Annotated in this window: 26 protein-coding genes; 13 read left to right on the forward strand and 13 right to left on the reverse strand. The window is 72.1% G+C overall.

Annotated features, from left to right (window positions below; all coding sequences use genetic code 11):
* Window positions 1–25: 25 nt before the first annotated feature.
* Window positions 26–982 carry an amino acid ABC transporter permease gene (locus tag ACFVZH_RS13880; RefSeq protein WP_384896613.1) on the forward strand — a complete coding sequence of 319 codons (957 nt, stop codon included), beginning with the start codon at window positions 26–28 and terminating at the stop codon, window positions 980–982.
* The gene (locus tag ACFVZH_RS13885; RefSeq protein ID WP_384896616.1) at window positions 979–1740 is read left to right on the forward strand and encodes an amino acid ABC transporter ATP-binding protein; all 762 of its coding nucleotides are present in this window, start codon (window positions 979–981) and stop codon (window positions 1738–1740) included. The genes ACFVZH_RS13880 and ACFVZH_RS13885 overlap by 4 nt, the downstream gene beginning before the upstream one ends.
* Before the next feature lie 59 nt (window positions 1741–1799).
* Here the strand turns inward: ACFVZH_RS13885 and ACFVZH_RS13890 are convergent, their stop codons facing one another.
* Window positions 1800–2549, reverse strand: coding sequence for a class I SAM-dependent methyltransferase (locus ACFVZH_RS13890; RefSeq protein WP_384896619.1), 750 nt, complete (start codon window positions 2547–2549; stop codon window positions 1800–1802).
* A 97-nt stretch (window positions 2550–2646) separates the two neighbouring features.
* On the opposite strand from ACFVZH_RS13890, the gene ACFVZH_RS13895 reads away from it, so the two are divergent.
* Window positions 2647–3276 (forward strand): CGNR zinc finger domain-containing protein, encoded by a 630-nt coding sequence (locus tag ACFVZH_RS13895; RefSeq protein WP_384896622.1) that lies wholly within the window; start codon window positions 2647–2649, stop codon window positions 3274–3276.
* On the opposite strand, the gene sodX is transcribed toward ACFVZH_RS13895, so the two are convergent.
* The gene (gene sodX / locus ACFVZH_RS13900) at window positions 3180–3614 is read right to left on the reverse strand and encodes a nickel-type superoxide dismutase maturation protease (RefSeq protein WP_384896625.1); all 435 of its coding nucleotides are present in this window, start codon (window positions 3612–3614) and stop codon (window positions 3180–3182) included. The two genes, ACFVZH_RS13895 and sodX, sit on opposite strands and share 97 nt — an antisense overlap.
* Window positions 3615–3776: 162 nt before the next feature.
* Here sodX and sodN point away from each other — a divergent pair, with 162 nt between their 5' ends.
* On the forward strand, window positions 3777–4172 hold the full coding sequence (gene sodN, locus ACFVZH_RS13905; RefSeq protein WP_017236240.1) for a superoxide dismutase, Ni: 396 nt from the start codon (window positions 3777–3779) through the stop codon (window positions 4170–4172).
* A gap of 66 nt (window positions 4173–4238) precedes the next feature.
* Here the strand turns inward: sodN and ACFVZH_RS13910 are convergent, their stop codons facing one another.
* Window positions 4239–4817 carry an RBBP9/YdeN family alpha/beta hydrolase gene (locus ACFVZH_RS13910; protein WP_384896628.1) on the reverse strand — a complete coding sequence of 193 codons (579 nt, stop codon included), beginning with the start codon at window positions 4815–4817 and terminating at the stop codon, window positions 4239–4241.
* Window positions 4818–4899: 82 nt separating this feature from the next.
* Here ACFVZH_RS13910 and ACFVZH_RS13915 point away from each other — a divergent pair, with 82 nt between their 5' ends.
* Complete coding sequence (locus ACFVZH_RS13915; RefSeq protein ID WP_384896631.1) at window positions 4900–5526, forward strand: TetR/AcrR family transcriptional regulator C-terminal ligand-binding domain-containing protein; 627 nt, start codon at window positions 4900–4902, stop codon at window positions 5524–5526.
* Between the two features lie 10 nt (window positions 5527–5536).
* On the opposite strand, the gene ACFVZH_RS13920 is transcribed toward ACFVZH_RS13915, so the two are convergent.
* From ACFVZH_RS13920 to ACFVZH_RS13930, 3 genes are all read right to left on the reverse strand, one after another.
* Window positions 5537–6673 (reverse strand): pentapeptide repeat-containing protein, encoded by a 1137-nt coding sequence (locus ACFVZH_RS13920; RefSeq protein WP_384896633.1) that lies wholly within the window; start codon window positions 6671–6673, stop codon window positions 5537–5539.
* 82 nt (window positions 6674–6755) lie between these two features.
* Window positions 6756–7289, reverse strand: coding sequence for a GNAT family N-acetyltransferase (locus ACFVZH_RS13925; RefSeq protein WP_384896636.1), 534 nt, complete (start codon window positions 7287–7289; stop codon window positions 6756–6758).
* Window positions 7286–8254: a LysR substrate-binding domain-containing protein gene (locus ACFVZH_RS13930; protein WP_384896638.1), complete on the reverse strand. Its 969-nt coding sequence runs from the start codon at window positions 8252–8254 to the stop codon at window positions 7286–7288. Before ACFVZH_RS13930 ends, ACFVZH_RS13925 begins: the two co-directional genes overlap by 4 nt.
* Before the next feature lie 186 nt (window positions 8255–8440).
* Between ACFVZH_RS13930 and snpA the strand changes: the two genes are divergently transcribed.
* Window positions 8441–9091 carry a snapalysin gene (gene snpA / locus ACFVZH_RS13935; protein WP_384896641.1) on the forward strand — a complete coding sequence of 217 codons (651 nt, stop codon included), beginning with the start codon at window positions 8441–8443 and terminating at the stop codon, window positions 9089–9091.
* A 135-nt stretch (window positions 9092–9226) separates the two neighbouring features.
* On the opposite strand, the gene ACFVZH_RS13940 is transcribed toward snpA, so the two are convergent.
* Genes ACFVZH_RS13940 through ACFVZH_RS13950 form a run of 3 tightly spaced genes read right to left on the reverse strand, consistent with a single transcriptional unit; the run spans window position 9227 to window position 10563 of the window.
* The gene (locus ACFVZH_RS13940; RefSeq protein ID WP_384896644.1) at window positions 9227–9658 is read right to left on the reverse strand and encodes a DUF6304 family protein; all 432 of its coding nucleotides are present in this window, start codon (window positions 9656–9658) and stop codon (window positions 9227–9229) included.
* A gap of 42 nt (window positions 9659–9700) precedes the next feature.
* Window positions 9701–9940, reverse strand: a complete 240-nt coding sequence (locus ACFVZH_RS13945; protein WP_384896646.1) for a hypothetical protein — start codon at window positions 9938–9940, stop codon at window positions 9701–9703.
* 41 nt (window positions 9941–9981) lie between these two features.
* Complete coding sequence (locus ACFVZH_RS13950; RefSeq protein WP_384896649.1) at window positions 9982–10563, reverse strand: dihydrofolate reductase family protein; 582 nt, start codon at window positions 10561–10563, stop codon at window positions 9982–9984.
* A 126-nt stretch (window positions 10564–10689) separates the two neighbouring features.
* On the opposite strand from ACFVZH_RS13950, the gene ACFVZH_RS13955 reads away from it, so the two are divergent.
* On the forward strand, window positions 10690–11265 hold the full coding sequence (locus ACFVZH_RS13955; RefSeq protein ID WP_384896652.1) for a TetR/AcrR family transcriptional regulator: 576 nt from the start codon (window positions 10690–10692) through the stop codon (window positions 11263–11265).
* A gap of 28 nt (window positions 11266–11293) precedes the next feature.
* Here the strand turns inward: ACFVZH_RS13955 and ACFVZH_RS13960 are convergent, their stop codons facing one another.
* Window positions 11294–12337: a family 2 encapsulin nanocompartment cargo protein polyprenyl transferase gene (locus ACFVZH_RS13960; RefSeq protein ID WP_384896656.1), complete on the reverse strand. Its 1044-nt coding sequence runs from the start codon at window positions 12335–12337 to the stop codon at window positions 11294–11296.
* A 94-nt stretch (window positions 12338–12431) separates the two neighbouring features.
* Window positions 12432–13847 (reverse strand): family 2B encapsulin nanocompartment shell protein, encoded by a 1416-nt coding sequence (locus tag ACFVZH_RS13965; RefSeq protein WP_384896659.1) that lies wholly within the window; start codon window positions 13845–13847, stop codon window positions 12432–12434.
* Between the two features lie 253 nt (window positions 13848–14100).
* On the opposite strand from ACFVZH_RS13965, the gene ACFVZH_RS13970 reads away from it, so the two are divergent.
* Window positions 14101–14691 (forward strand): N-acetylmuramoyl-L-alanine amidase, encoded by a 591-nt coding sequence (locus ACFVZH_RS13970; RefSeq protein ID WP_384896662.1) that lies wholly within the window; start codon window positions 14101–14103, stop codon window positions 14689–14691.
* A 28-nt stretch (window positions 14692–14719) separates the two neighbouring features.
* Window positions 14720–15619, forward strand: a complete 900-nt coding sequence (locus ACFVZH_RS13975) for a 1-aminocyclopropane-1-carboxylate deaminase/D-cysteine desulfhydrase (protein WP_384896665.1) — start codon at window positions 14720–14722, stop codon at window positions 15617–15619.
* 31 nt (window positions 15620–15650) lie between these two features.
* On the opposite strand, the gene ACFVZH_RS13980 is transcribed toward ACFVZH_RS13975, so the two are convergent.
* Window positions 15651–17243, reverse strand: coding sequence for a Na+/H+ antiporter (locus ACFVZH_RS13980; protein ID WP_384896668.1), 1593 nt, complete (start codon window positions 17241–17243; stop codon window positions 15651–15653).
* 39 nt (window positions 17244–17282) lie between these two features.
* On the opposite strand from ACFVZH_RS13980, the gene ACFVZH_RS13985 reads away from it, so the two are divergent.
* The 3 genes from ACFVZH_RS13985 to ACFVZH_RS13995 all read left to right on the forward strand — a co-directional run bounded on the left by ACFVZH_RS13985 (window position 17283) and on the right by ACFVZH_RS13995 (window position 19323).
* Entirely contained in the window at window positions 17283–17543 is a 261-nt protein-coding gene (locus ACFVZH_RS13985) for a UBP-type zinc finger domain-containing protein (protein ID WP_384896671.1), read from the forward strand.
* A 320-nt stretch (window positions 17544–17863) separates the two neighbouring features.
* Window positions 17864–18277 (forward strand): anti-sigma regulatory factor, encoded by a 414-nt coding sequence (locus tag ACFVZH_RS13990; RefSeq protein WP_019889334.1) that lies wholly within the window; start codon window positions 17864–17866, stop codon window positions 18275–18277.
* Entirely contained in the window at window positions 18274–19323 is a 1050-nt protein-coding gene (locus ACFVZH_RS13995) for an RNA polymerase sigma factor SigF (protein ID WP_384896674.1), read from the forward strand. The genes ACFVZH_RS13990 and ACFVZH_RS13995 overlap by 4 nt, the downstream gene beginning before the upstream one ends.
* A 12-nt stretch (window positions 19324–19335) precedes the next feature.
* On the opposite strand, the gene ACFVZH_RS14000 is transcribed toward ACFVZH_RS13995, so the two are convergent.
* Complete coding sequence (locus ACFVZH_RS14000) at window positions 19336–19755, reverse strand: hypothetical protein (protein ID WP_384896676.1); 420 nt, start codon at window positions 19753–19755, stop codon at window positions 19336–19338.
* A gap of 107 nt (window positions 19756–19862) precedes the next feature.
* On the opposite strand from ACFVZH_RS14000, the gene ACFVZH_RS14005 reads away from it, so the two are divergent.
* Window positions 19863–20831, forward strand: coding sequence for a diacylglycerol/lipid kinase family protein (locus tag ACFVZH_RS14005; RefSeq protein WP_384896679.1), 969 nt, complete (start codon window positions 19863–19865; stop codon window positions 20829–20831).
* Window positions 20832–21044 lie beyond the last annotated feature (213 nt).

Raw genomic sequence — 21044 nt, forward strand, 5'->3', positions numbered from 1 at the left:
CCGGCACCACTGAAGGGCAGTCGTTGTGACTGACAAGTTCGACAAAGACAAGGTCGACAAGGTTCCCGCCGGGGCGTCCCCCGCCCCGACGGCGATCCCGCCGGAGGCCATCAAGGCCATTCCGGTCCGCCACTACGGTCGCTGGGTCGCCGGTTTCGTCGTGGCGGCACTGCTGGTGCTGCTCGCCGTGGCGTTCTCCCAGGGCGATGTCCGCTGGGCGACCGTCCCCGAGAAGCTGTTCGACCCCAGCATCCTCGAGGGCCTCGGGAACACGGTCCTGATCAGCGTCGCCTCGATGGCGCTGGGTCTGGTGCTCGGCGTGGTCTTCGCCGTCATGCGCCTGTCCAAGAACCCGGTGACGAGCACCGTCGCCTGGCTCTACATCTGGATCTTCCGCGGCACCCCGGTCTACGTGCAGCTGCTGATCTGGTTCAACCTCGCCCTGATCTTCCCGATCTTCAACATCGGGTTCTACAAGGACGAGATGACCGATGTCATGACCCCCTTCCTGGCCGCCCTGCTGGGTCTCGGCCTCAACGAGGGCGCGTACATGGCGGAGATCGTCCGGGCCGGCATCCAGTCGGTCGACGAGGGCCAGACGGAGGCGTCGCACGCGCTGGGCATGAGCCAGGCGAAGACGATGCGACGCGTGGTGCTCCCCCAGTCGATGCGGGTGATCATCCCGCCGACGGGCAACGAGTTCATCAACATGCTGAAGACCTCGTCCCTGGTCGTGGCCGTGCAGTATCCCGACCTTCTGCGGGCCGCTCAGGACATCGCCTCGACCTCGTTCGCGGTGATGGAGATGTTCTTCGTCGCCTCGATCTGGTACCTGATCCTGACCTCGGTGTTCAGCGTCGGGCAGTTCTACCTGGAGAGGCACTACGCCCGCGGGTCGCTGCGCTCCCTGCCGCCCACCCCGTGGCAGAAGATCAAGGCGAACCTCTCCCGATTCTCCAACCGTGAGGCGGTGACCCGATGACCGCCATGGTGAAGGCCGAGGGCGTCCACAAGTCGTACGGCGCCGCTCACATCCTCAAGGGCATCGACCTGGAGGTGCAGAACGGCGAGGTGTTCTGCCTCATCGGCCCGTCCGGTTCCGGCAAGTCGACCTTCCTCCGGTGCATCAACCACCTGGAGCAGATCAACGCCGGCCGGCTGTACGTCGACGGCCAGCTGGTGGGCTACCGCCAGAAGGGCGACAAGCTCTACGAGCTGAAGGACAGCGAGATCGCCGCCCAGCGCCGCGACATCGGCATGGTCTTCCAGCGCTTCAACCTCTTCCCGCACATGACGGCCCTGGCCAACGTCATGGAGGCGCCCATCCAGGTGAAGGGCGAGACCAAGGCGGTGGCGCGCGAGCGTGCCGAGCGCCTGCTCGACCGGGTCGGCCTGGGCGACAAGGCGGGGAGCTACCCCGCGCAGCTCTCCGGCGGCCAGCAGCAGCGCGTCGCCATCGCCCGCGCGCTGGCGATGGAGCCGAAGCTGATGCTCTTCGACGAGCCCACCTCGGCGCTCGACCCGGAGCTGGTGGGCGACGTCCTCGACGTCATGCGGGACCTGGCCGAGTCGGGCATGACGATGGTCGTCGTCACGCACGAGATGGGCTTCGCCCGCGAGGTCGGCGACTCGCTGGTCTTCATGGACGGCGGCGTGGTGGTCGAGTCGGGCCACCCCCGGGACGTCCTGACCAACCCGCAGCACGACCGGACGAAGGCGTTCCTGTCCAAGGTGCTGTAAACGGCACGAAGGGGCGGTACGGGTCTCCCGTACCGCCCCTTCCGTCGTGTCCGGCCGGTCTACTTCACCGCCAGGAGCAGGGTGTCGGAGGGCGAGGCCCAGACCGGGCGCGCCTCGCCGAAGCCGGCGGCGCGGAGGGTCTCGGCGTGCCAGCGCGGGGAGGGCATGTCGCCGTCGGCGTGCTCGCCGTAGATCTCGAAGCGGCGGGCGGTGGGGCCGGCGAGGGCCGGGTCCTCGGCGGCGAGGGCCCACCACTCGGCCCAGTCCAGGGCCCCGTCGGCCTTGGCCCGGTCCATGGCGGCGTGCCGGTGGGCGCGCTCGGCGGCGTTGATCCGCGGGGTGGTCGTGTCGATCATGTGGTCGGCGTTCATGAAGACGCCGCCGTCCCGGACGAGACCGGCGAGCTGCCCGTAGAGGGCCGTCAGGGGCTCGCTGTGGAGCCAGTGGAGGGCGGTGGCGGTCAGGACGGCGTCGTACGTGTCGTGGGGCAGCCCCGCGGTCCACTCCGGGTCCTTGAGGTCGGCCGCCACGAGGGTGACGCGGGGGTCGCCGGCGAAGTACCCGTCGGCGATGGCCAGGAGGGCCGGGTCGAGATCCACTCCAGTACTGGTGGAATCGGGGAACCTCCGGAGGAGCCGATCCGTGATACTTCCCGTACCGCAGGCGAGGTCGAGCACGCGGGGCTTCGGTCCCACGACCGCTTCGACCATGTCGAGCATCACGCGGAACCGCTCCTCGCGGTCCGGCATGTACCACTCCTGCTGACGGTCCCAGCTCCGCTGCCAGGCCGCCCAGTCGGTTCCGGTCATCGCCGTACCCTCCCGTCCCCTTCGTAATACCCTCGAAGGGGACACAGCCGTTACCCCTCACGACCGAGACCCTAGCCCGCCGGAGTAAGGACTACAAGTGGAACTGGCCTATTACTCGGACTATGCCGTGCGTCTGGTCAACACCGAGGAGCCGGCTCGCGGCAAGGACACCCTGACCTCCGTCGAGGTGATCCGGGACCTCTTCGGCCCGGCCACCCAGATGGCCCGGCGGGTCACCGACCCCGACGTCGCCCGCTTCCGGTCGGTACGCGCCCGGCTCCGGGCGGTCTTCGCCGCGGCCGACGAGGACGACCACACGGGCGCCGTCGACCTGCTGAACTCCCTCCTCCTGGAGTTCCCCGTCAGCCCCCAGATCTCCGGCCACGACCTCCTCGACGACGATGGCCGCCCCCGCTGGCACATGCATCTCGCCGACCACCCCTCGAACCCGACCGCGGGCTACGCGGCGATCGCGGCCATGGGCCTCGCCTTCCACCTCACCGAGTTCGGCGCCGACCGGCTCGGCCTGTGCCAGGCACCGCCCTGCCGCAACGCCTACCTCGACACCTCCACCAACCGCTCCCGCCGCTACTGCTCGGACCGCTGCGCCACCCGCGCCAACGTCGCCGCCTACCGCGCCCGCAAGCGCCTGGAGGCGGAACGGTCGGACCACACCGGCCTCACCGCCGAGACCAGCCAGGAGAGCGTCACCACCGCCGACCGCTGACGCCCCGGCGTCACCGGCCTGTACCGGGCCCGCACCCGCCCGAGAACCAGCTCGGGCGGTACGGCCCCGAAGACCCGGCTGTCCCCCTCCGCGGCCGGGTTGTCCCCCAGCACCCACCAGCCGCCGTCCCGTCGCTCGATCAGCCGCTTCACGATCAGCAGATCCTGCTGGAGCGGATGGCGCAGCACCGCCACGCAGCCGGGCCGCAGCCGCCCGCCGTAGTGCACGAGCAGCTGGTCGCCGTGGAGCAGCGTGGGCACCATCGACACCCCCGTCACCTCGGCGATCCCGAACGGAGCCCCGGCCTCCGCCACCTGCTCCCGCCCCGATTCCCTCATCCGGCACCTCCCGGTCCGCCCGCGCGCCCGCTCGTCGACTCGTACACGAGTCCCATGGTGACCCTGGACTTTTGACCTAAGCCCCAGGGGGCGCCCGCGAAAACGCCCTTCTCACCGAGTAATGTCCCACCTGAGAAGACGATCACGAGGAAGGACGGCTCAATGCTCTCCCGCCTGTTTGCCCCCAAGGTGACGGTCAGCGCCCACTGCGACCTCCCCTGCGGCGTGTACGACCCCGCCCAGGCCCGCATCGAGGCCGAGTCGGTCAAGGCTGTCCAGGAGAAGTACCAGGCGAACGAGGACGCGCACTTCCGCGCCCGCGCCACGGTCATCAAGGAGCAGCGCGCAGAGCTCGCCAAGCACCACGTCTCGGTGCTCTGGAGCGACTACTTCAAGGCCCCGCACTTCGAGAAGTACCCCGAGCTCAACCAGCTGGTCAACGACACCCTGAAGGCCCTCTCGGCCGCCAAGGCGTCCACCGACCCCAAGACGGGCGAAAAGGCGCTGGAACTCATCGCCGAGATCGACCGCATCTTCTGGGAGACGAAGAAGGCCTGACCTTCCCCGTTCCCGGATGCACGAAGGGGCCCGACCGGCGACGGTCGGGCCCCTTCGCGTGTGCGGTCAGGCCGGGAGGAGGTCGGTGATCAGGCGGAGGGCCTCGGGGAGGCGGGTGAGGGTGGTGTCGGTGCTGGGGAAGTGGCCGCCGATGGCGGAGAGGGTGGCGGTGGCGCCGAGTTCGGTCACGAACTTCATGACGTGGTCGGCGGTGGCGGGGCCGGTGACCGGGTCGTCGGCGGCGTGGAGGATGCGGAACGAGGCGGCGGCGCGGCGGATGCGGGGCCAGTCGAAGCCGGGCTCGAAGAAGGGGGCGAGGGCGTCGTAGCCGACTTCGCCGGCCATGGAGGCGACGAGGACGACTCCGGCGTACGGGCCCTCGGCGTCGACGTCGTGCTGGGCGAGGAGGCGCAGCACGTTGACGCCGCCGAGGCTGTGGCCGACGAGGACGGTGTCGGGGGCGGGCGCGTCGGCGGTCTCGGCGGCCAGTGCCTTGAGCCAGGCGTCCGCCTGGGGTGCGTGTGCGTCGGGCAGCCGGGGGACGCGCACCCGGTGGCCGGTGGTGGTCAGTTCGTCCTGAAGGTACGGGTACCAGTGGTCGGCGCTGTTCATCCCGAGCCCGTGCGACACGATGACCGTGCTCATGATCTTCCCCCTCGTCGAAGCCCTTAATCGAAACGCTGCGTCGCGTTTCGATTTAAAGCTAGCACACTGCTACGGTGCTCGGGTGTCCGCAGAGAATCCCCCCGCCCGCCGCACCGCCGCCCCCCGCACCGGAGGCCGCGTACGCAGCCAGGACGCGCACGACGCCGTACTCGCCGCGGCGGCCGAACTCCTGGAGGAGGTCGGCTACCAGGGCGTCACCATGGAGGGCGTGGCCCGGCGCGCCGACGTCGCCAAGAGCACCGTCTACCGCTGGTGGAAGTCCCGGCCGACGCTCGTCATGGACGCGTACCGGCAGACCATCGAGCAGCGCATGCCCGTACCCGACGAGGGCCGTCTCACCGAGGACCTGACCGCGTTCGTCACCGCGCTCTACGGGGTGACGGGGCACCCTCGGAGGGTGCGGGCGCTGCGCGGCCTGATGGCCGAGGCCCAGCTCGACCCCGCCTTCGAGGAACCCTTCCGGCAGTGGGTGGAGAGCCGCCGCGCCGTCGTCAAGGAGCTGCTGACCCGCGGCCTCGACCGGGGCGAACTGCCCGCCGGCGCCGATCTGGAGCTCGCGACCGACCAGATCTTCGGGACCTTCTGGTACCGCCTGCTCGTCGGACACGCGGCGCTCGACCCCGCCGAGGCCGCACACCATGTCGCGCACGTCGTCGACGGCCTGCGCGGCGGCGGACCGTCGGCCTGAGCCCGCGGCTTCATCGTTTCCGGAGCGACGGGGGCAGGCCGCGTGTTCCGGCGAGGACGGCGTCGTCCAGCTTGGCGTCCGTGAGGTCGGCGCCGGTCAGGTCGGCGCCGGTCAGGTCCGCGCCGGTCAGGTCCGCGCCGGTCAGATCCGCACCCGTCAGGTCCGCGCCGGCCAGGTCGACGCCGGAGAGGTCCGCCGCCGTCAGGTCCACGGTGCGCAGGGACGCGCACCGGCCTTCGGAAATGGGGTCCTCGCGGCCGACGCGCTGCAGGAAGACGTCCGAGCAGAACAGCGCCTTCCGCAGGTCCGCGCCGGGGAAGGAGGCTCCCGAGAGGTCGGCTCCCGAGAGGTCCGTGCCCGTCAGGTCGGCGCACTGCCCGGAGTCGAAGCAGAACTGGACGGCCGTGAGGTCCGAGCCGCTGAAGGCCGTGTCGCGCAGCCGCGCGCGGTCCAGGGACGCCTCCGCGAGATTCGTGAACGTCATGTCGGCACCGCTGAGGTCGGCGTGGTCGAGTTCGGCGCCGCGGAGGTCGGCGTCGATGAACTCCGCGTCCCGCAGGTCCGCACCCGAGAGCACGGCTTCGCGCAGGTGGACGGCGCGCCTGTCGCCCGCCGCGATCGGCTGGACCGGGGCCCAGCCCCGCAGGTTGACGCCGCTCAGCACCACCGAGAGCCCCTGGTCGTGCTCGGGCCTGCGCCGTACGAGCACGTTCATGGCGGCGACCGCGTCGACGGACGGGGCGGACGGCGCGCCTCCGGGCCGCACCGGGGAGTGGCGCCGGATGTAGGCGGAGAGCACGGACACCACGCTGCCCTGGTCCGGCGGCGAGTCGTTCATGATGCGTTCGAGCGCGTAGATCCCGCCCAGCCGGACGTCGACGGAGTCGGAACCCAGGTTCCCGATCGCGGTGTTGAAGCGGGTGGTGATCTGGCCCTCCTCGATGATCCGCAGCTCCTTGCCGGTCTGGCCGACCTGGAGCCAGGTGAAGAGCAGGGCGGCGACGGCGGCGAGGCCCGGCAGACTCAGGAGCAGCAGGGAGAGCCGGGAGGTGGTTCCACCGGTCCCGCCCCGTTCCGGACCGGGGCGCCGGGCGGTACGCCGCCGCCGGATCTGGTGGAGTCGTCCGTTGCTCGGCCTCTCGGTCATCTCCTCATTGGCCCACGCGCCACCGGCCCGGCCCCGGCACCACACCGAGACTCCTCACCCTCGGGAGCCGCGGCCCACACGATCAGGGGGCGGCGGGGTCCGCGCGGAGGGTGTAGCGGTGCTTTCCCCTGGAGGTGGCGCCGAGGCGGTCGTAGAAGCGGATGGCTCCTTCGTTCCATACGGGGGTCTGCCACTGGACGTCGGTGAGGCCGAGTGCGCGGGCCTCGGCTCGGACGGCGGCCATGAGGAGCGGGCCGAGGCCGTGGCCGCGGGAGGCTTCGGTGAGGTAGAGGCAGTCCATGTGGAGGTATTCGGCGCCGTCCCAGGTGGAGAGTTCGGGGGCGCAGGTGGCGTAGCCGGCGAGGGTGCCGTCCGGGAGGGCGGCGACCAGGCAGCGGAGGCGGGGCGGTTCGGGGCCGAAGAGGAGGCGGGCGAGGCGGTCGGCGAGGCCGGGCGCCGGGGCGGCCGCCTTCTCGTACGCGGCGTGCTCGGCGACGAGTTCCACGACCCGGGGCAGGTCCCCGGGGTGCGCGTGGCGTACCGCTGCCCGGGGCAGGTCCTCCAGGTGCGCGTGGCGTGCCACTGCCCGGCCGGAGCCGCCTTCGCGTTCGCTCATACGGTCATCATGCACGGTCCCACCGACAGCCCGGCCGCCGTCCCCTGGCGGCGGAGCCACTCGCGGTACGGGGCGGCTCGCAGGGCCACTTCCCGGTAGGCCGCGGCGAGTTCCGCGTACAGCAGGTCCAGGGGTGCCCCGGGGCGCGCGTACAGCAGGAGCCGGACGGCCAGCGGGTCGCCGCGCAGGGGGCGGATGGCCATGTCCTCGCGCGGGGCCGAGGTCGGCTGGCAGGGGGCGACGGCCTCGCCGAGGACGATGAGCGAGGCGGCGGTGTGGTAGTCGCCGTGCAGCAGGGGCGGGTCGATGCCGGCGTCGCCCAGGACCCGGCGCAGGCCGTCCCATTCGCCGTCCACGGTGGGGTCGACCATCCAGTGGTCGCCGGCGAGGTCGGCGAGGTCCACGACGGACCGGCCGGCGGTCGGGTGGTCGCGGGCCATGGAGATGAACTGCGGTTCGCGGGCGACGAGCACCCTTCCGTCGAGGCCGTCGGGGACCCGTAACGGGCAGCCCTCGACCTCGTGGACGAACGCCACGTCGAGCTGGCCGGCGGCGACCGACCGCAGCAGCGCGTTGGCGGAGACGTCCATGCGGAGTCCGACGTCGGTGTCCGGCAGCCGCTGGCGCAGCCGGCGGAGCCAGCCCGGGAGGGCCCGGCTCGCGGTGGAGCCGACGCGGAGCCCGGGGCCGCCGGTGCCGGCGGCGGCGGCGCGGGCCTCGGTGACGAGGGCGGCCATGTCCGCGACGAGGGGGCGGGCGCGGCTGAGCAGCGAGCGGCCGAGCGGGGTGGGGCGGCAGCCGGTGCGGCCGCGGGAGAAGAGCTCGGCGCCCAGGGAGTTCTCGATGCGGCGCAGTTGGGTGGTCAGCGAGGGCTGGCTCATGCCGAGTTGCCGCGCCGCCTTGTGCAGGCTGCCCGTGTCCGCGATGGCGCACAGCGCGCGCAGGTGTCTCACCTCCAGCTCCATGCCCCGAGGGTAGGGCGGCGGCCGGGCGTCGCACCAGACATCCGGAACGCCTCAATCTCCTTGCATTCCATGGCAGTTGAGGGCTCCGACCGAGGGTGATGCGGCGGAGCTATCGGCGGTTGGCATCATCCCCGCACGCCCCGGCTCCCCCGAGACTCTCTCCAACCCCAACAGGAGGAGCCCCCCATGCGTCACCCCAAGGTCCTCACCGCCGTACTGACCGCCACCCTCGGTCTCGGCCTCACCGCCTCCCTCGGCACGGCCCCGGCGGCCGCCTCGGCCCCGGCCGTGACCGCCGGCACCGCCAAGGTGGCGTACGCCGGTTCGGCCGAGGAGGCCAAGGCCAACAAGGCGTTCTTCGACGCCGTCGTGAAGTCGGTGGCGAAGAAGCGGGCCGCCGCCCCGGGCGCGGCCGCGGTCACCGTCGTCTACAGCGCCGCCAACGCGCCGAGCTTCCGCACGCAGATCTCCCGCTCCGCCCAGATATGGAACAGCTCGGTGGCGAACGTCCGGCTCGTCGAGGGGAGCAACCCGGACTTCGCGTACTACGAGGGCAACGACTCGCGCGGCTCGTACGCCAGCACCGACGGTCACGGCGGTGGCTACATCTTCCTCGACTACCGGCAGAACCAGCAGTACAACTCCACCCGTGTGACGGCCCACGAGACCGGTCACGTGCTCGGCCTGCCGGACCACTACAGCGGCCCGTGCAGCGAGCTGATGTCGGGCGGCGGCCCCGGCACGTCCTGCCAGAACGCCCAGCCGAACGCCCAGGAGCGGTCCCGCGTCGACCAGTTGTGGCGCTTCGGTCTCGCCTCCGCGTTCAAGACCTCCTGAACCGGCGGAATCCGGACCTGCGGAATCCGGACCGGTAGAGCCCGGACCGGGAGCACCCGGGCCGGGAGAGCCTGAACGACGGACGGCGGCGGCCCGTGAAGGGGCCGCCGCCGTTCCGTTCGGCTCCGCTCGCCGTCAGGCCGCCTGGAGGAGGCGGCGTCCGAAGTCCGCGCCGGGCGGCAGCTGGCGCCGGACCCGGTCGAGCGCCCCTTCGAAGTCGCCTCCGGCGACGCACGCCTCGAAGGCGGCGCCGCCGTAGTGCAGCGTCAGGCTGAGGTCCGCCCGCTCGCCGAGCGTCAGCAGGCAGGCGAGGGTGGCCTGCTGGGCGGCGCCGTCCAGGACGACGGGGAGGGGCAGGTCCCACTCCAGGACGCAGCCGGTGAGGGGATGGCCGGCACCCGCCGCGCCCTCCCCGCTCGCGCTCAGCGCGGCGAAGCTCTCGCCCGTGTACTCGACCCCCCTGATCCGGGTGGCGACGTGCCGCCCGTCGGCCGTGATGACGATCGCTTCCGCGCCGCTGCGGTCCCGGTACCAGCCGGTCCAGACTTCTGTCGACTCCGATGACATGCGCGGACTGTAGCGGTATGACCGGCTCCGGCGCGCGGCCGGTCACCCCGGGGCCGGACTTCTCCCGATCTCGCCGTTCTTGCCGGTCACGTGCGGGGACGCGGCTTCCGCACCCTCGTACAGCTCGCAGGCGGGGTTGCGGCAGGGCTGGACTTCCCACTCCGGCACCCAGGCCCCGAGGACCTTGTGCCGGGTGGCCATGGTGGCCCGCGGAACGCCGCAGGCCGGGCATTTGGGCTCGGCCCGGGGGTCCCGCGTCGTGCGAGGCGCCTCGTCACCCATGCCTCCAGGGTAGGACGCCCCGCGCGGGAGCGCTTCCCGCGCTACCGCTTCCTGGTGTACGTGCGGACGAGCACGCCGTTGTCGAAGGTGCGCACCTCGCCGAGCTCGAAGTCGCGGGGCTCGAAGCCGGCGCCGAACATCGGCATGCCGCTGCCGTAGACCTGCGGGTACGTCTTGATGACCAGCTCGTCGATCTCCTCGACGAGCTCGCCGGCGATGGTGGAGCCGCCGCAGAGCCAGATGCCCAGGGGGCTGCCCTCGGCCTTGAGTTCGCGGACGCGGCCGACGAGGTCGTCGGCGATCAGCTCCACGTCGGGGTCGGGCGACTCGGTCAGCGAGCGGGTGGCGACGAACTCGCGCAGGTGACCGAACGGGCTGGTGACGCCGATGTCCAGGGCGATCCGATACGACCCCATCCCCTGGATCACGGTGTCGAAGTGCCGGGGGTCGCCGTCGACGCCGGCGAGCTCGCGCAGGTGCGTCGGGACGGTCTCCGGATACTCGGCACCCATCCACTGCGCGTACGAAGCCTCCGCGTACTTGTACAGGGAGGTGGCATCGCCCTCGGGATCGCCGATGAAGCCGTCGATGGTGCAGGCGATGTAGTAGGTGAGCTTGCGCAAACCGGTCCTCTTCTTCTCGGCCGCGTGGCCGCGATCGCAACCACGACAGTTATAGTGCTTCACCTGTAGTGGTTAGGCAAGCCCTATGTTCGAGGAAACACGCTCAGCCCGAAAGGAGCCCCCGCCGTGGCGAGGAACCCGGAACGTCGTGCGGCACTGCTCGACGCCGCGATCGAGGTACTGGCCGACGAAGGAGCCCGCGGGCTGACCTTCCGCGCGGTCGACGCCCGGGCGGGGGTCCCCATGGGCACCTCGTCCAACTACTTCACCGACCGGGACCGGCTGCTCTCCCAGGTGGGCGACCGGATCTTCGTCCGGCTGACCCCCGAGCCCGGCGTCATCGACACCGCGATGCCGCCGGAGCCGAGCCGCGCCCTGGTGGTCGAGCTGATGCGGGCGGTCGCCCGGCGGCTCACGGCCGAGCGAACCTGCTACCTGGGGCTCTTCGAACTCCGTCTTGAGGCCGTACGCCGTCCCGAGCTGCGGACCCAGCTCACCCAGGTGCTCCGCTCCGACCTGGACGGGAACATCCGGCTGCACCTCGGCGCCGGGATGCCCGGGGACGCGGACACGGTCCGGCTGCTCTACTTCGCCCTCACGGGGCTGCTGCTCGACCACTTCACGGTCCCGGGCCTCCACGGCGACCGGGACCTGGACGACCTGATCGAGACCGTGGTCGCCCGGATCGTCCCCGAGGGCTGAGACCCGCGAGCCCCGGGACCGCGAACGGTCAGCGCGTGCGGCGGGTGACGAACTCCGCGAGGGCGAGCAGGTCCCCGGCCGCCGCCAGGTCCGGCACCGCCTGGGCCAGGTACTCGACGGCCCGGCCCATCCGCTCGGCCGCCTGGGCCTGCGCCCAGTCGCGCCCGCCGGCCCGCTCCACCGCGTCCGCCGCCGCCCGGACGGCCGCCGCGTCGAGGGTCGGGCGGGAGTAGAGCTCGGCCAGCTCGTCGCCCGCCGGGGTGCCCGACGCGAGCGCCGCCACCACCGGCAGCGACTTCTTGTGCGCGACGAGGTCGGCCCCGGCCGGCTTGCCCGTGCGGTCCGGATCCCCCCAGATCCCGATGAGGTCGTCGATCAGCTGGAAGGCGAGCCCGGCCTCCCGGCCGAAGGCGTCCATCGCCGCGACCTCCTCGTCACCCGCGCCCGCGTAGAGCGCGCCGACGGCGCAGGCACAGCCGAGCAGCGCGCCGGTCTTGGCGGTGGCCATGGCCAGGCACTCGTCGAGCGAGACCTCGCGCGGGCCGCGCTGCTCGAAGGCGCAGTCCGCCTGCTGGCCGGCGCAGAGCTCGATGATGCAGGCGGCGAGTCGGGCGGAGGCCGCCGCGGAGGCGGGGTGCGGGTCCTCGGCGAGCAGCCGCAGGGCCAGCGCGCTCATCGCGTCCCCGGCCATGAGGGCGTCCGGGATGCCGAAGACGGTCCAGGCGGTGGGCCGGTGACGCCGGGTCGGGTCCTCGTCGACGATGTCGTCGTGGAGCAGGGTGAAGTTGTGCGCGAGCTCGACCGCGGCCGCGGCCTTCACGGCCTGGGCCGTCTCGGCGCCGAGGGCGCGGGCGGCCGCGAGGACGAGGGCGGGGCGGATGGCCTTGCCCGTCTGCCCCGCGTCCGGGGTGCCGTCGGCACGCTCCCAGCCGAAGTGGTACATCGCCACCCGTCGTATGGAACCCGGCAGGGTCTCGACGGTGGAACGCAGTTGGGGATTGACGGCGGCGCGCGTCTGGTCCAGGAGCCGCACGGCCCCCCGGCCGTCGGCCACGGCATCCGTGCTGGTCATGGTCACGGTCTCTTCCCTCGCATCCTTCGCGGCGGCGGGTCCGGGAACGCCCGGGGGCGGGAGGGTTCGGTCCCCGCCCCCGAGCGTCGCCGGCTCAGCGCCAGCGGCTGACCTCGACGTTCTCCAGGACGCCGAGCGCGTCCGGGACGAGGATCGCCGCCGAGTAATAGGCCGTGACCAGGTACGAGATGATCGCCTGCTCGTCGATGCCCATGAAGCGGACGGAGAGGCTGGGCTCGATCTCGTCGGGCAGGCCGGTCTGGTGCAGACCGATCACGCCCTGGTCGGCCTCGCCGGTACGCATGCAGATGATCGAGGTGGTCCGGGCGTCGGAGACCGGGATCTTGTTGCACGGGTAGATCGGGACACCGCGCCAGGTCGGGATGCGGTTGCCGTTGACGTCGATGGTCTCCGGCACCAGACCGCGCTTGTTGAGCTCGCGGCCGAAGGCGGCGATGGCGCGCGGGTGGGCGAGGAAGAGCTTGGAGCCCCGGCGGCGGGAGAGCAGCTCGTCCATGTCGTCGGGGCTGGGGGCGCCGTCGTGCGGCTGGATCCGCTGCCCGTAGTCGCAGTTGGAGAGGAGGCCGAACTCCTTGTTGTTGATGAGCTCGTGCTCCTGGCGCTCACGGAGCGCCTCGACCGTGAGCCGCAACTGCTGCTCGGTCTGGTTCATCGGCTGGTTGTACAGGTCGGCGACGCGGCTGTGGACCTTCAGCACGGTCTGGGCGACGCTCAGCTCGTACTCGCGGGGCGAGGCGTCGTAGTCGACGTAGGTGTGCGGGACGACCGCCTCGCCGACGTGGCCGGCGGAGAGGTCGATGGCCGCCTCGCCATAGGTGTTGGTGCGCTGGTCGGGCAGCGCGGCGACGGTCGCGAGGTGGGCGGCGAGCGAGACGGCCCGGTCGGCGAGGTTGCGCACGTCGTCCCGGGTGAGCTCCAGGACCGTGCAGGCCGTGGCGGCCCGGGCGGTCCACTCCCAGATGGCGTCCTCACGGACCAGGGAGGACTCGCCGAGGTAGGCGCCGTCGGCGAGTACGCCGAGGACGGCCTCGTCGCCGTAGGGCCCCTCGCCGATCTGCTCGATCCGGCCGTGGGCGAGGAGGTACACGCGGTCCGCGGTGGCACCCGCGGTGGCGATGATCTCGCCCGCCGCGTACTCCCGCTGGGTGCAGCGGGCGGCCAGCTCGGTGAGGGCGTCCTCGTCCTCGTACCCCCGCAGGGCGGGGATCTCGCCGAGCTCGGCGGGGATGACCGCGACGCGCTCTCCGGTCTGGACGAAGGTGACCCGGCCGTCGCCCACCGAGTAGCTGAGCCTCCGGTTCACCCGGTACGTGCCGCCCTGCACCTGGACCCACGGCAGCGTCCGCAGCAGCCACCGGGAGGTGATCTCCTGCATCTGCGGAGCCGACTTGGTGGTCGTGGCGAGGTTCCGCGCGGCGGCGGTGCCGAGACTCTGCTGCGGCGCCTGCTGCTCCGCGCGGACGTCGTCGCCAACCGAACCAACGGACATGGAACTCCCTCTCGTATGACTGAGTTGCGAGACGAAGCCTTTCAGCACGGAGTGTGTCGGCGCCATTACACATTCGGGTGGGACTGTTCGACGATCTTCGGGGCATGTCACGTGATTTCCCTCCGAACAGCGGAGCCCCACGGGCCCCGTGGCGCCCTGTCCGGATCGGCTCGCACGCGGTCCGAACGGATGGCGGCGGAGTGACGGAATCCGGTAATCCGGAAGTTCACCCGCCCCCCGAAGGGAGTCCGCCATGGCCTCACCCATGACCGCGAGCAGGTTCCTCGACGCGCTGCGCGACGAGGGCCTCACGGTCGTCCAGGTCGGCGACTGGTCCACCCACAACCGCAACCACAAGGGGCCCTGGGGCCCGGTCCACGGCGTGATGATCCACCACACCGTGACCCGCGGCACCGCCGCGACGGTACGGCTCTGCCGGGACGGCCACGCGGCCCTGCCGGGGCCCCTGTGCCACGGCGTCATCGCCAAGGACGGCACGGTCCACCTCGTCGGCTACGGGCGCGCCAACCACGCCGGACTGGGCGACGACGAGGTGCTCCGGGCGGTCATCGCCGAGCGCCGCCTGCCGCCGGACGACGAGGCCACCACCGACGGCAACCGGCACTTCTACGGATTCGAGTGCGAGAACCTCGGGGACGGCGACGACCCCTGGCCCAAGGTCCAGCTGGAGGCCATCGCGAAGGCGGCCGCGGCCGTCTGCCGGGTGCACCACTGGACGCACCGCTCGGTCATCGGGCACCTGGAGTGGCAGCCGGGGAAGGTGGACCCGCGCGGCTTCACGATGGCCTCGATGCGGGAGCGGATCGCCGACCGGCTGCGCTGACCGCGCGGCGCGCACGGACAATGGCCGGGTGAACGCGTTCGACCTCTCCCGTCTGCGGCCCCGGCTCCCCTCGCCCCTGGAGCCGGTGGAGGACGAGCGCTTCGCCCGGCGCGGACTGACGCTGCTGCTGAAGCGCGACGACCTGATCCACCCGGACCTGCCGGGCAACAAATGGCGCAAGCTCGCGCTCAACCTGCGCGCGGCGGACGGGCGGCCGGTGCTCACCTTCGGCGGCGCGTACTCCAACCATCTGCGGGCGACGGCCGCCGCCGGCCGGCTGCTCGGTTTCCCCACGGTCGGGATCGTGCGCGGCGACGAGCTGGCCGGGCGGCCGCTCAACCCCTCCCTCGCGCGGTGCGCGGCGGACGGGATGCGGCTGGAGTTCGTCGACCGGACCACGTACCGCGCGAAGAACGATCCGGCCACTCTGGCGGCGCTCCTGGAGCGGGCCCCCGCGGGCGCGTACGTCGTCCCGGAGGGCGGCAGCAACGCGCTCGCCGTCCAGGGGTGCGAGGCGCTGGGCCGGGAGCTCTCCGGGGCCGCGGACACGGTCGCCGTCGCCTGCGGCACGGGCGGCACCCTGGCGGGCCTCGCGGCCGGCCTCGCCCCGGGGCAGAAGGCGCTGGGCGTCCCGGTGCTGCGGGGCGGCTTCCTGGGCGGGGAGGTCCGGGCGCTCCAGGAGGCGGCGTTCGGCGGCCCGCGCGGCGACTGGGCGCTGGACGAGCGCTTTCACTGCGGGGGCTACGCGCGCACGTCCCCGGCCCTGGAGGCGTTCGCACAGGACTTCGAGGCGCGGCATGGACTCGCCATCGAGCGGCTGTATGTGGCCAAAATGCTGTACGGCCTCGTCACCCTCGCGGAGGAGGGCGCGTTCCCGGCGGGTACCCGGCTCGCGGCGGTGGTGACGGGCGCGCCCCAGGACGCCTGAGGGACGTCCTGCCGGTAGGGCCGGGCCCTGCCTAGTCGGTTTCCCGGTAGGCGGCCGCCTCCTCCAGGTCGAGGCGGCGCAGCAGGGTCCGCATCATCTCGTCGTCGATCCGACGCGCGTCGCGCAGCTGCACGAAGACCTCGCGTTCGGCGTCGATCATCTCGCGCGCGAGCCGCCGGTAGGTGTCGTCGGCGGTCTCCCCGGTGATCTCGTTGACGGCGCCGAGCCGCTCCCACACCGCGTTGCGGCGCCGCTCCATGACCGTGCGGAGCCGGTCGGCCAGGGGCTTCGGCAGGGCGTTGCGCTCGTCTTCGAGGAGCGCGTCGAGGCATTCCTCCGCGGCCCGGGACGCCTCGCTCTGCGCCTGCGCCTCGGCGAGCGTCTCGGCGTACGCGTCCCGCCCGGGGAGCTTCAGGAGCCGGATGAGGGGCGGCAGGGTGAGGCCCTGCACCACGAGGGTGCCGATGACGGTGGTGAAGGTGAGGAAGAGGACGAGGTTGCGGGACGGGAACTCCACGCCGTCGGTGACGACCGGGATGGAGAACGCGATGGCGAGGGAGACCACCCCGCGCATGCCGGCCCAGCCGACGACGAGGGGCGCCTTCCAGTCCACCCCCGGCTCCCGCTGCCGGACCCGGCCCGACAGCCACCGGGGCAGGAAGGTCGCCGGATAGACCCAGAGGAACCGGACGAGGACCACGGCGACGAAGACCCCGATCGCGTACCAGACCGCCTCGCCGATCCCGTACTGCCCGAGGCCCTGGACGACGTACGGGAGCTGGAGCCCGATCAGGGCGAAGACGGCGGACTCCAGGACGAAGGCGACCATCTTCCAGACGGCCTCCTCCTGGAGCCGGGTCGCGAAGTCGACCTGGTACGCCTTGTGGCCGAGGAAGAGGCCGACCACGACGACCGCCAGGACTCCGGAGGCACCGACCTCCTCGGCCGCCGCATAGGCGACGAAGGGGATGAGGAGGGAGAGGGTGTTCTGGAGGAGGGCCTCGCCGAGGTGGCGGCGGAGCCAGTGGATGGGGACCATCAGGACCAGGCCGACGCTGATGCCGCCGATCGCCGCGAGCGCGAACTCCCCGAGGCCGCCCGCCCAGCTGACGCCCTCGCCGACGGCGGCCGCGAGGGCGACCTTGTACGCGGTGATCGCGGTGGCGTCGTTCACCAGGGACTCGCCCTGGAGGATCGTGGTGATCCGGTTCGGCAGGCCCAGCTTGCGCGCGATGGCGGTGGCGGCGACCGCGTCCGGCGGGGCGATCACCGCGCCGAGCACGAGCGCGGCGGTCAGCGGCAGGTCGGGCACGAGGACGTACGCGAGCCACCCCACGGCCACGGTGGCGAAGAGGACGTAGCCGACGGAGAGCAGCGCGACGGGCCGGATGTTGGCCCGCAGGTCGAGGTACGAGGAGTCGAGGGCGGCCGTGTAGAGCAGCGGGGGCAGGATCAGCGGCAGCACGATGTGCGGGTCGAGCGTGTAGTCCGGCACCCCCGGCAGGTACGAGGCGGCGAGGCCCACGGCGACCAGGAGCAGCGGGGCGGGCACGGGGGTCCTGCGGGCGAAGCCCGCGATGGCGGCGCTCGCCGCCACCAGTGCCACCAGCTGCAGTGCGTCCATCCCCGACCCCGTTCCCTACCGCGACGTAACCTGGCCATCATGAGCGAGTGCCCGCACGTTGCCGAAATGCCGCGCCCCGAACCGGTGCCGTTGGCCGCCACCTGTCCCCAGTGCCTGGTGGACGGCACGCACCCGGTCCAGCTGCGGCTCTGCCTGAGCTGCGGGCACGTGGGCTGCTGCGACTCCTCGGCGGGACAGCACGCGACGGGGCACTTCTCCTCGACCGGGCACCCGGTGATGCGGACCTTCGAGCCGGGCGAGGCATGGCGCTGGTGCTTCGTGGACGGCTCGATCGTCTGAGGTCCCCGGGGCACGGCAGGACCGGAGGACCGCCCGCCGCGGACACGGTTCGGGCGGGACACGGTTCGACCGCCCCGGGGTTGGGTACGTCCTCCCTCCGCCGGTCGCTCGGTTTCGTCCCCCGCAGCGCCCTGGCCACCGTCCGCTCCCATGGGCCTACCATGGGTGACGAGCGTGATCGGGGGCCGGGGGCTCACGGCGACACGGCGGGACGGATCGCGATAGCGTCACGGCGGACCGCGCAGCCCCCTGCGTACCGCCCGGTTCGGGGGTGTCTCCCCCCGGACCCCGAATGAGCTTGTGCCACCTTGGAGGTGAGGGTGTCCCAGATCGCAGGCGAGCCCGGGACCCAGGACTTCGTGGAAGTCCGGCTGCCCGCTGCGGGTGCCTATCTGTCCGTGCTGCGTACGGCCACGGCCGGCCTCGCGGCGCGCTTGGACTTCACCCTCGACGAGATCGAGGACTTGCGGATCGCGGTCGACGAGGCTTGCGCCATTCTGCTCCAGCAGGCCGTGCCGGGGTCCGTCCTCAGCTGTGTCTTCCGGCTGGTCGACGACTCCCTGGACGTGACGGTGTCCGCCCCCACCACGGACGGGCGGGCACCCGAGCGGGACACCTTCGCCTGGACGGTGCTGTCGGCACTGGCCGGAAAGGTGGAGTCGTCGGTGGCCGATGACCGTACGGTCTCGATCAGCCTGTACAAACAGCGCGGCGCGGGGCCAGGCCCGGCGTGAGGAGCGGGGACGCGACGGCCGGCATCCCTGAGCAGCAGGCGCGGCCGCATGAGGTCGCTACGGAGCAGGCGGACCAGATGAGCGAGCACGAGCAGCACCACGAGGTTCCCGGGACCCCAGGCGTCCCGGAGGCCCCCGGGACGCCCGAGGGCGTCTCCGGGCCGCCCGGGGCGCGACAGAGCGAGCAGGGCGAGGCGGCCGGGCAGGGTGAGGCGGCCGTGGTCGCGGAGAAGGCCGGGCAGGCCGACGACGCGGACGAGGCCGACGAGCTCCCGGACCCCGTCCCGGACCCGCACGACCGCAGCGGCGCCCGCGCTCTCTTCTTCGAGCTGCGCGAGCTGCCGGAGGGCTCCCCCGAGAAGGCCGAGCTCCGCAACCGCCTGGTGCGGATGCACCTGCCGCTGGTGGAGCACCTGGCCCGGCGCTTCCGCAACCGCGGCGAGCCGCTCGACGACCTGACGCAGGTGGCGACGATCGGCCTGATCAAGTCGGTCGACCGGTTCGACCCGGACCGCGGGGTCGAGTTCTCGACGTACGCGACACCCACGGTCGTCGGCGAGATCAAGCGCCACTTCCGCGACAAGGGCTGGGCGGTCCGGGTGCCGCGCCGGCTCCAGGAGCTGCGGCTCTCGCTGACCACGGCGACCGCGGAGCTGTCCCAGCAGCACGGCCGGTCGCCGACGGTGCACGAGCTGGCAGAGCGGCTCGGGATCTCGGAGGAGGAGGTCCTGGAGGGTCTGGAGTCGGCGAACGCCTACTCGACGCTCTCCCTGGACGTCCCCGACACGGACGACGAGTCGCCGGCGGTGGCGGACACGCTGGGCGCGGAGGACGAGGCCCTGGAGGGGGTCGAGTACCGCGAGTCGCTCAAGCCGCTCCTGGAGGACCTGCCGCCCCGGGAGAAGCGGATCCTGCTGCTGCGTTTCTTCGGGAACATGACCCAGTCGCAGATCGCGCAGGAGGTCGGCATCTCGCAGATGCACGTCTCCCGGCTGCTGGCCCGGACCCTGGCGCAGCTGAGGGAGAAGCTCCTCGTCGAGGAGTAGGGCCGACAGGCCCTAGAGGGAGTCCTGGCCGGGGCGCCGGATGCCGAGCGCCTCGGTCGTGGCCGGGTTCACCAGGAGGACGAGCCCGGTGACCGCCAGGACGGCGAGGACGACGCCGGCGGGGATCATCGCGCTGTTCGCCTGGAGCATCTGCCAGGCGACCGGCAGCGCCAGGATCTGGGTGATGACGGCCGGGCCGCGGCTCCAGGAGCGGCGCAGCCAGAGGCCGCGGGCCGCGGCGAGCGGGATCAGCCCGAGTGCGGCGAGCGTCACCGCTCCGGTCAAAGCCCCGGTGAGGTCGCCGGACGTCTCGGTCAGGGCGTGCACCAGCATGTACACACCCCCGGCGAGGAGCCCGAGGGCCTCGATGCCGGCCACGACCGCCGCGGCGGCGAGACGGGTGGGGCGGGGGGTCTGCTCCGTACTGCTCATAGAGGGCAGGGTAGCCGGGGCGGGCGAGGGGCCGGGCGGGCCGGGTGGGGGCTCCCGCCGACGGCCTGGACTGCGCCCGGTACCGCCGGGTAGGTACGCTGGCGCTCATGCGCGCACTTCTCGTGGTCAACCCGGCAGCCACCACCACCAGTGCCCGCACCCGTGACGTGCTCATCCACGCGCTCGCGAGCGAGATGAAGCTGGAGGCGGTCACCACCGAGTACCGGGGGCACGCGCGCGACCTGGGCCGGCGTGCCGCCGACGCGGGAAACATCGATCTGGTCGTGGCCCTCGGCGGCGACGGCACGGTCAACGAGGTGGTGAACGGGCTGCTGCACGGCGGGCCCGATCCCGACCGGCTGCCGGGCCTCGCGGTCGTCCCCGGCGGCTCGACCAACGTCTTCGCCCGCGCGCTGGGGCTGCCGAACGACGCCGTGGAGGCGACCGGCGCCCTGCTGGACGCGCTGCGCGAGCGCCGGGCACGCACGGTGAGCCTCGGGCTCGCCTCGGGGACGCCGGGCACGGAGGACGAGGCGGTTCCGTCCCGCTGGTTCACCTTCTGCGCCGGACTCGGTTTCGACGCGAGCGTCATCGGCCGGGTCGAACAGCAGCGGGAGCGCGGGAAGAGATCCACGCACGCCCTCTATCTGCGTCAGGTGGCGCGCCAGTTCCTGGAGGAGCCGCACCGCCGGCACGGCACGATCACGCTGGAGCGGCCCGGGGCGGAGCCGGTCGAGGATCTGGTCCTCTCCATAATCTGCAACACCTCCCCCTGGACCTACCTGGGCAATCGTCCGGTGTACGCGTCCCCGGAGGCGTCCTTCGAAACCGCGCTCGACGTGCTCGGACTGAGCCGTCTGTCCACTCCGGCGGTGGCCCGTTACGCCACCCAGCTGCTCACCTCGACCCCGGAGCGGGGGCCGCGGGGCAAGCACGCCGTGACTCTTCACGACCTGACCGACTTCACCTTGCATTCGAAGGTCCCCCTCCCCCTCCAGATGGACGGAGACCACCTGGGACTGCGTACGAGCGTGACGTTCACAGGCGTACGCCGTGCACTGCGTGTGATTGTGTGAGTGGAAGGGCCCAAAGTCCTTTCACTCGAACGTTTAGGCGCGCATCCACCCCTTAGAAGTACGGCTGTGACCTAGTCGACACCGAGGAATCAAAAAAAACTTTCCGGAAGGGGTTGTATCCGGTGTCGAGGTTTGCGAGTCTCTTCTTGGCGATCGGGACGGCCCGCAACACCGGCCTCCACTGAGAGCCAGAACCCCTCCTCAGTACCTGGA

It is taken from the genome of Streptomyces sp. NPDC059534, from assembly GCF_042743475.1.
Classification (GTDB): Bacteria; Actinomycetota; Actinomycetes; order Streptomycetales; family Streptomycetaceae; genus Streptomyces.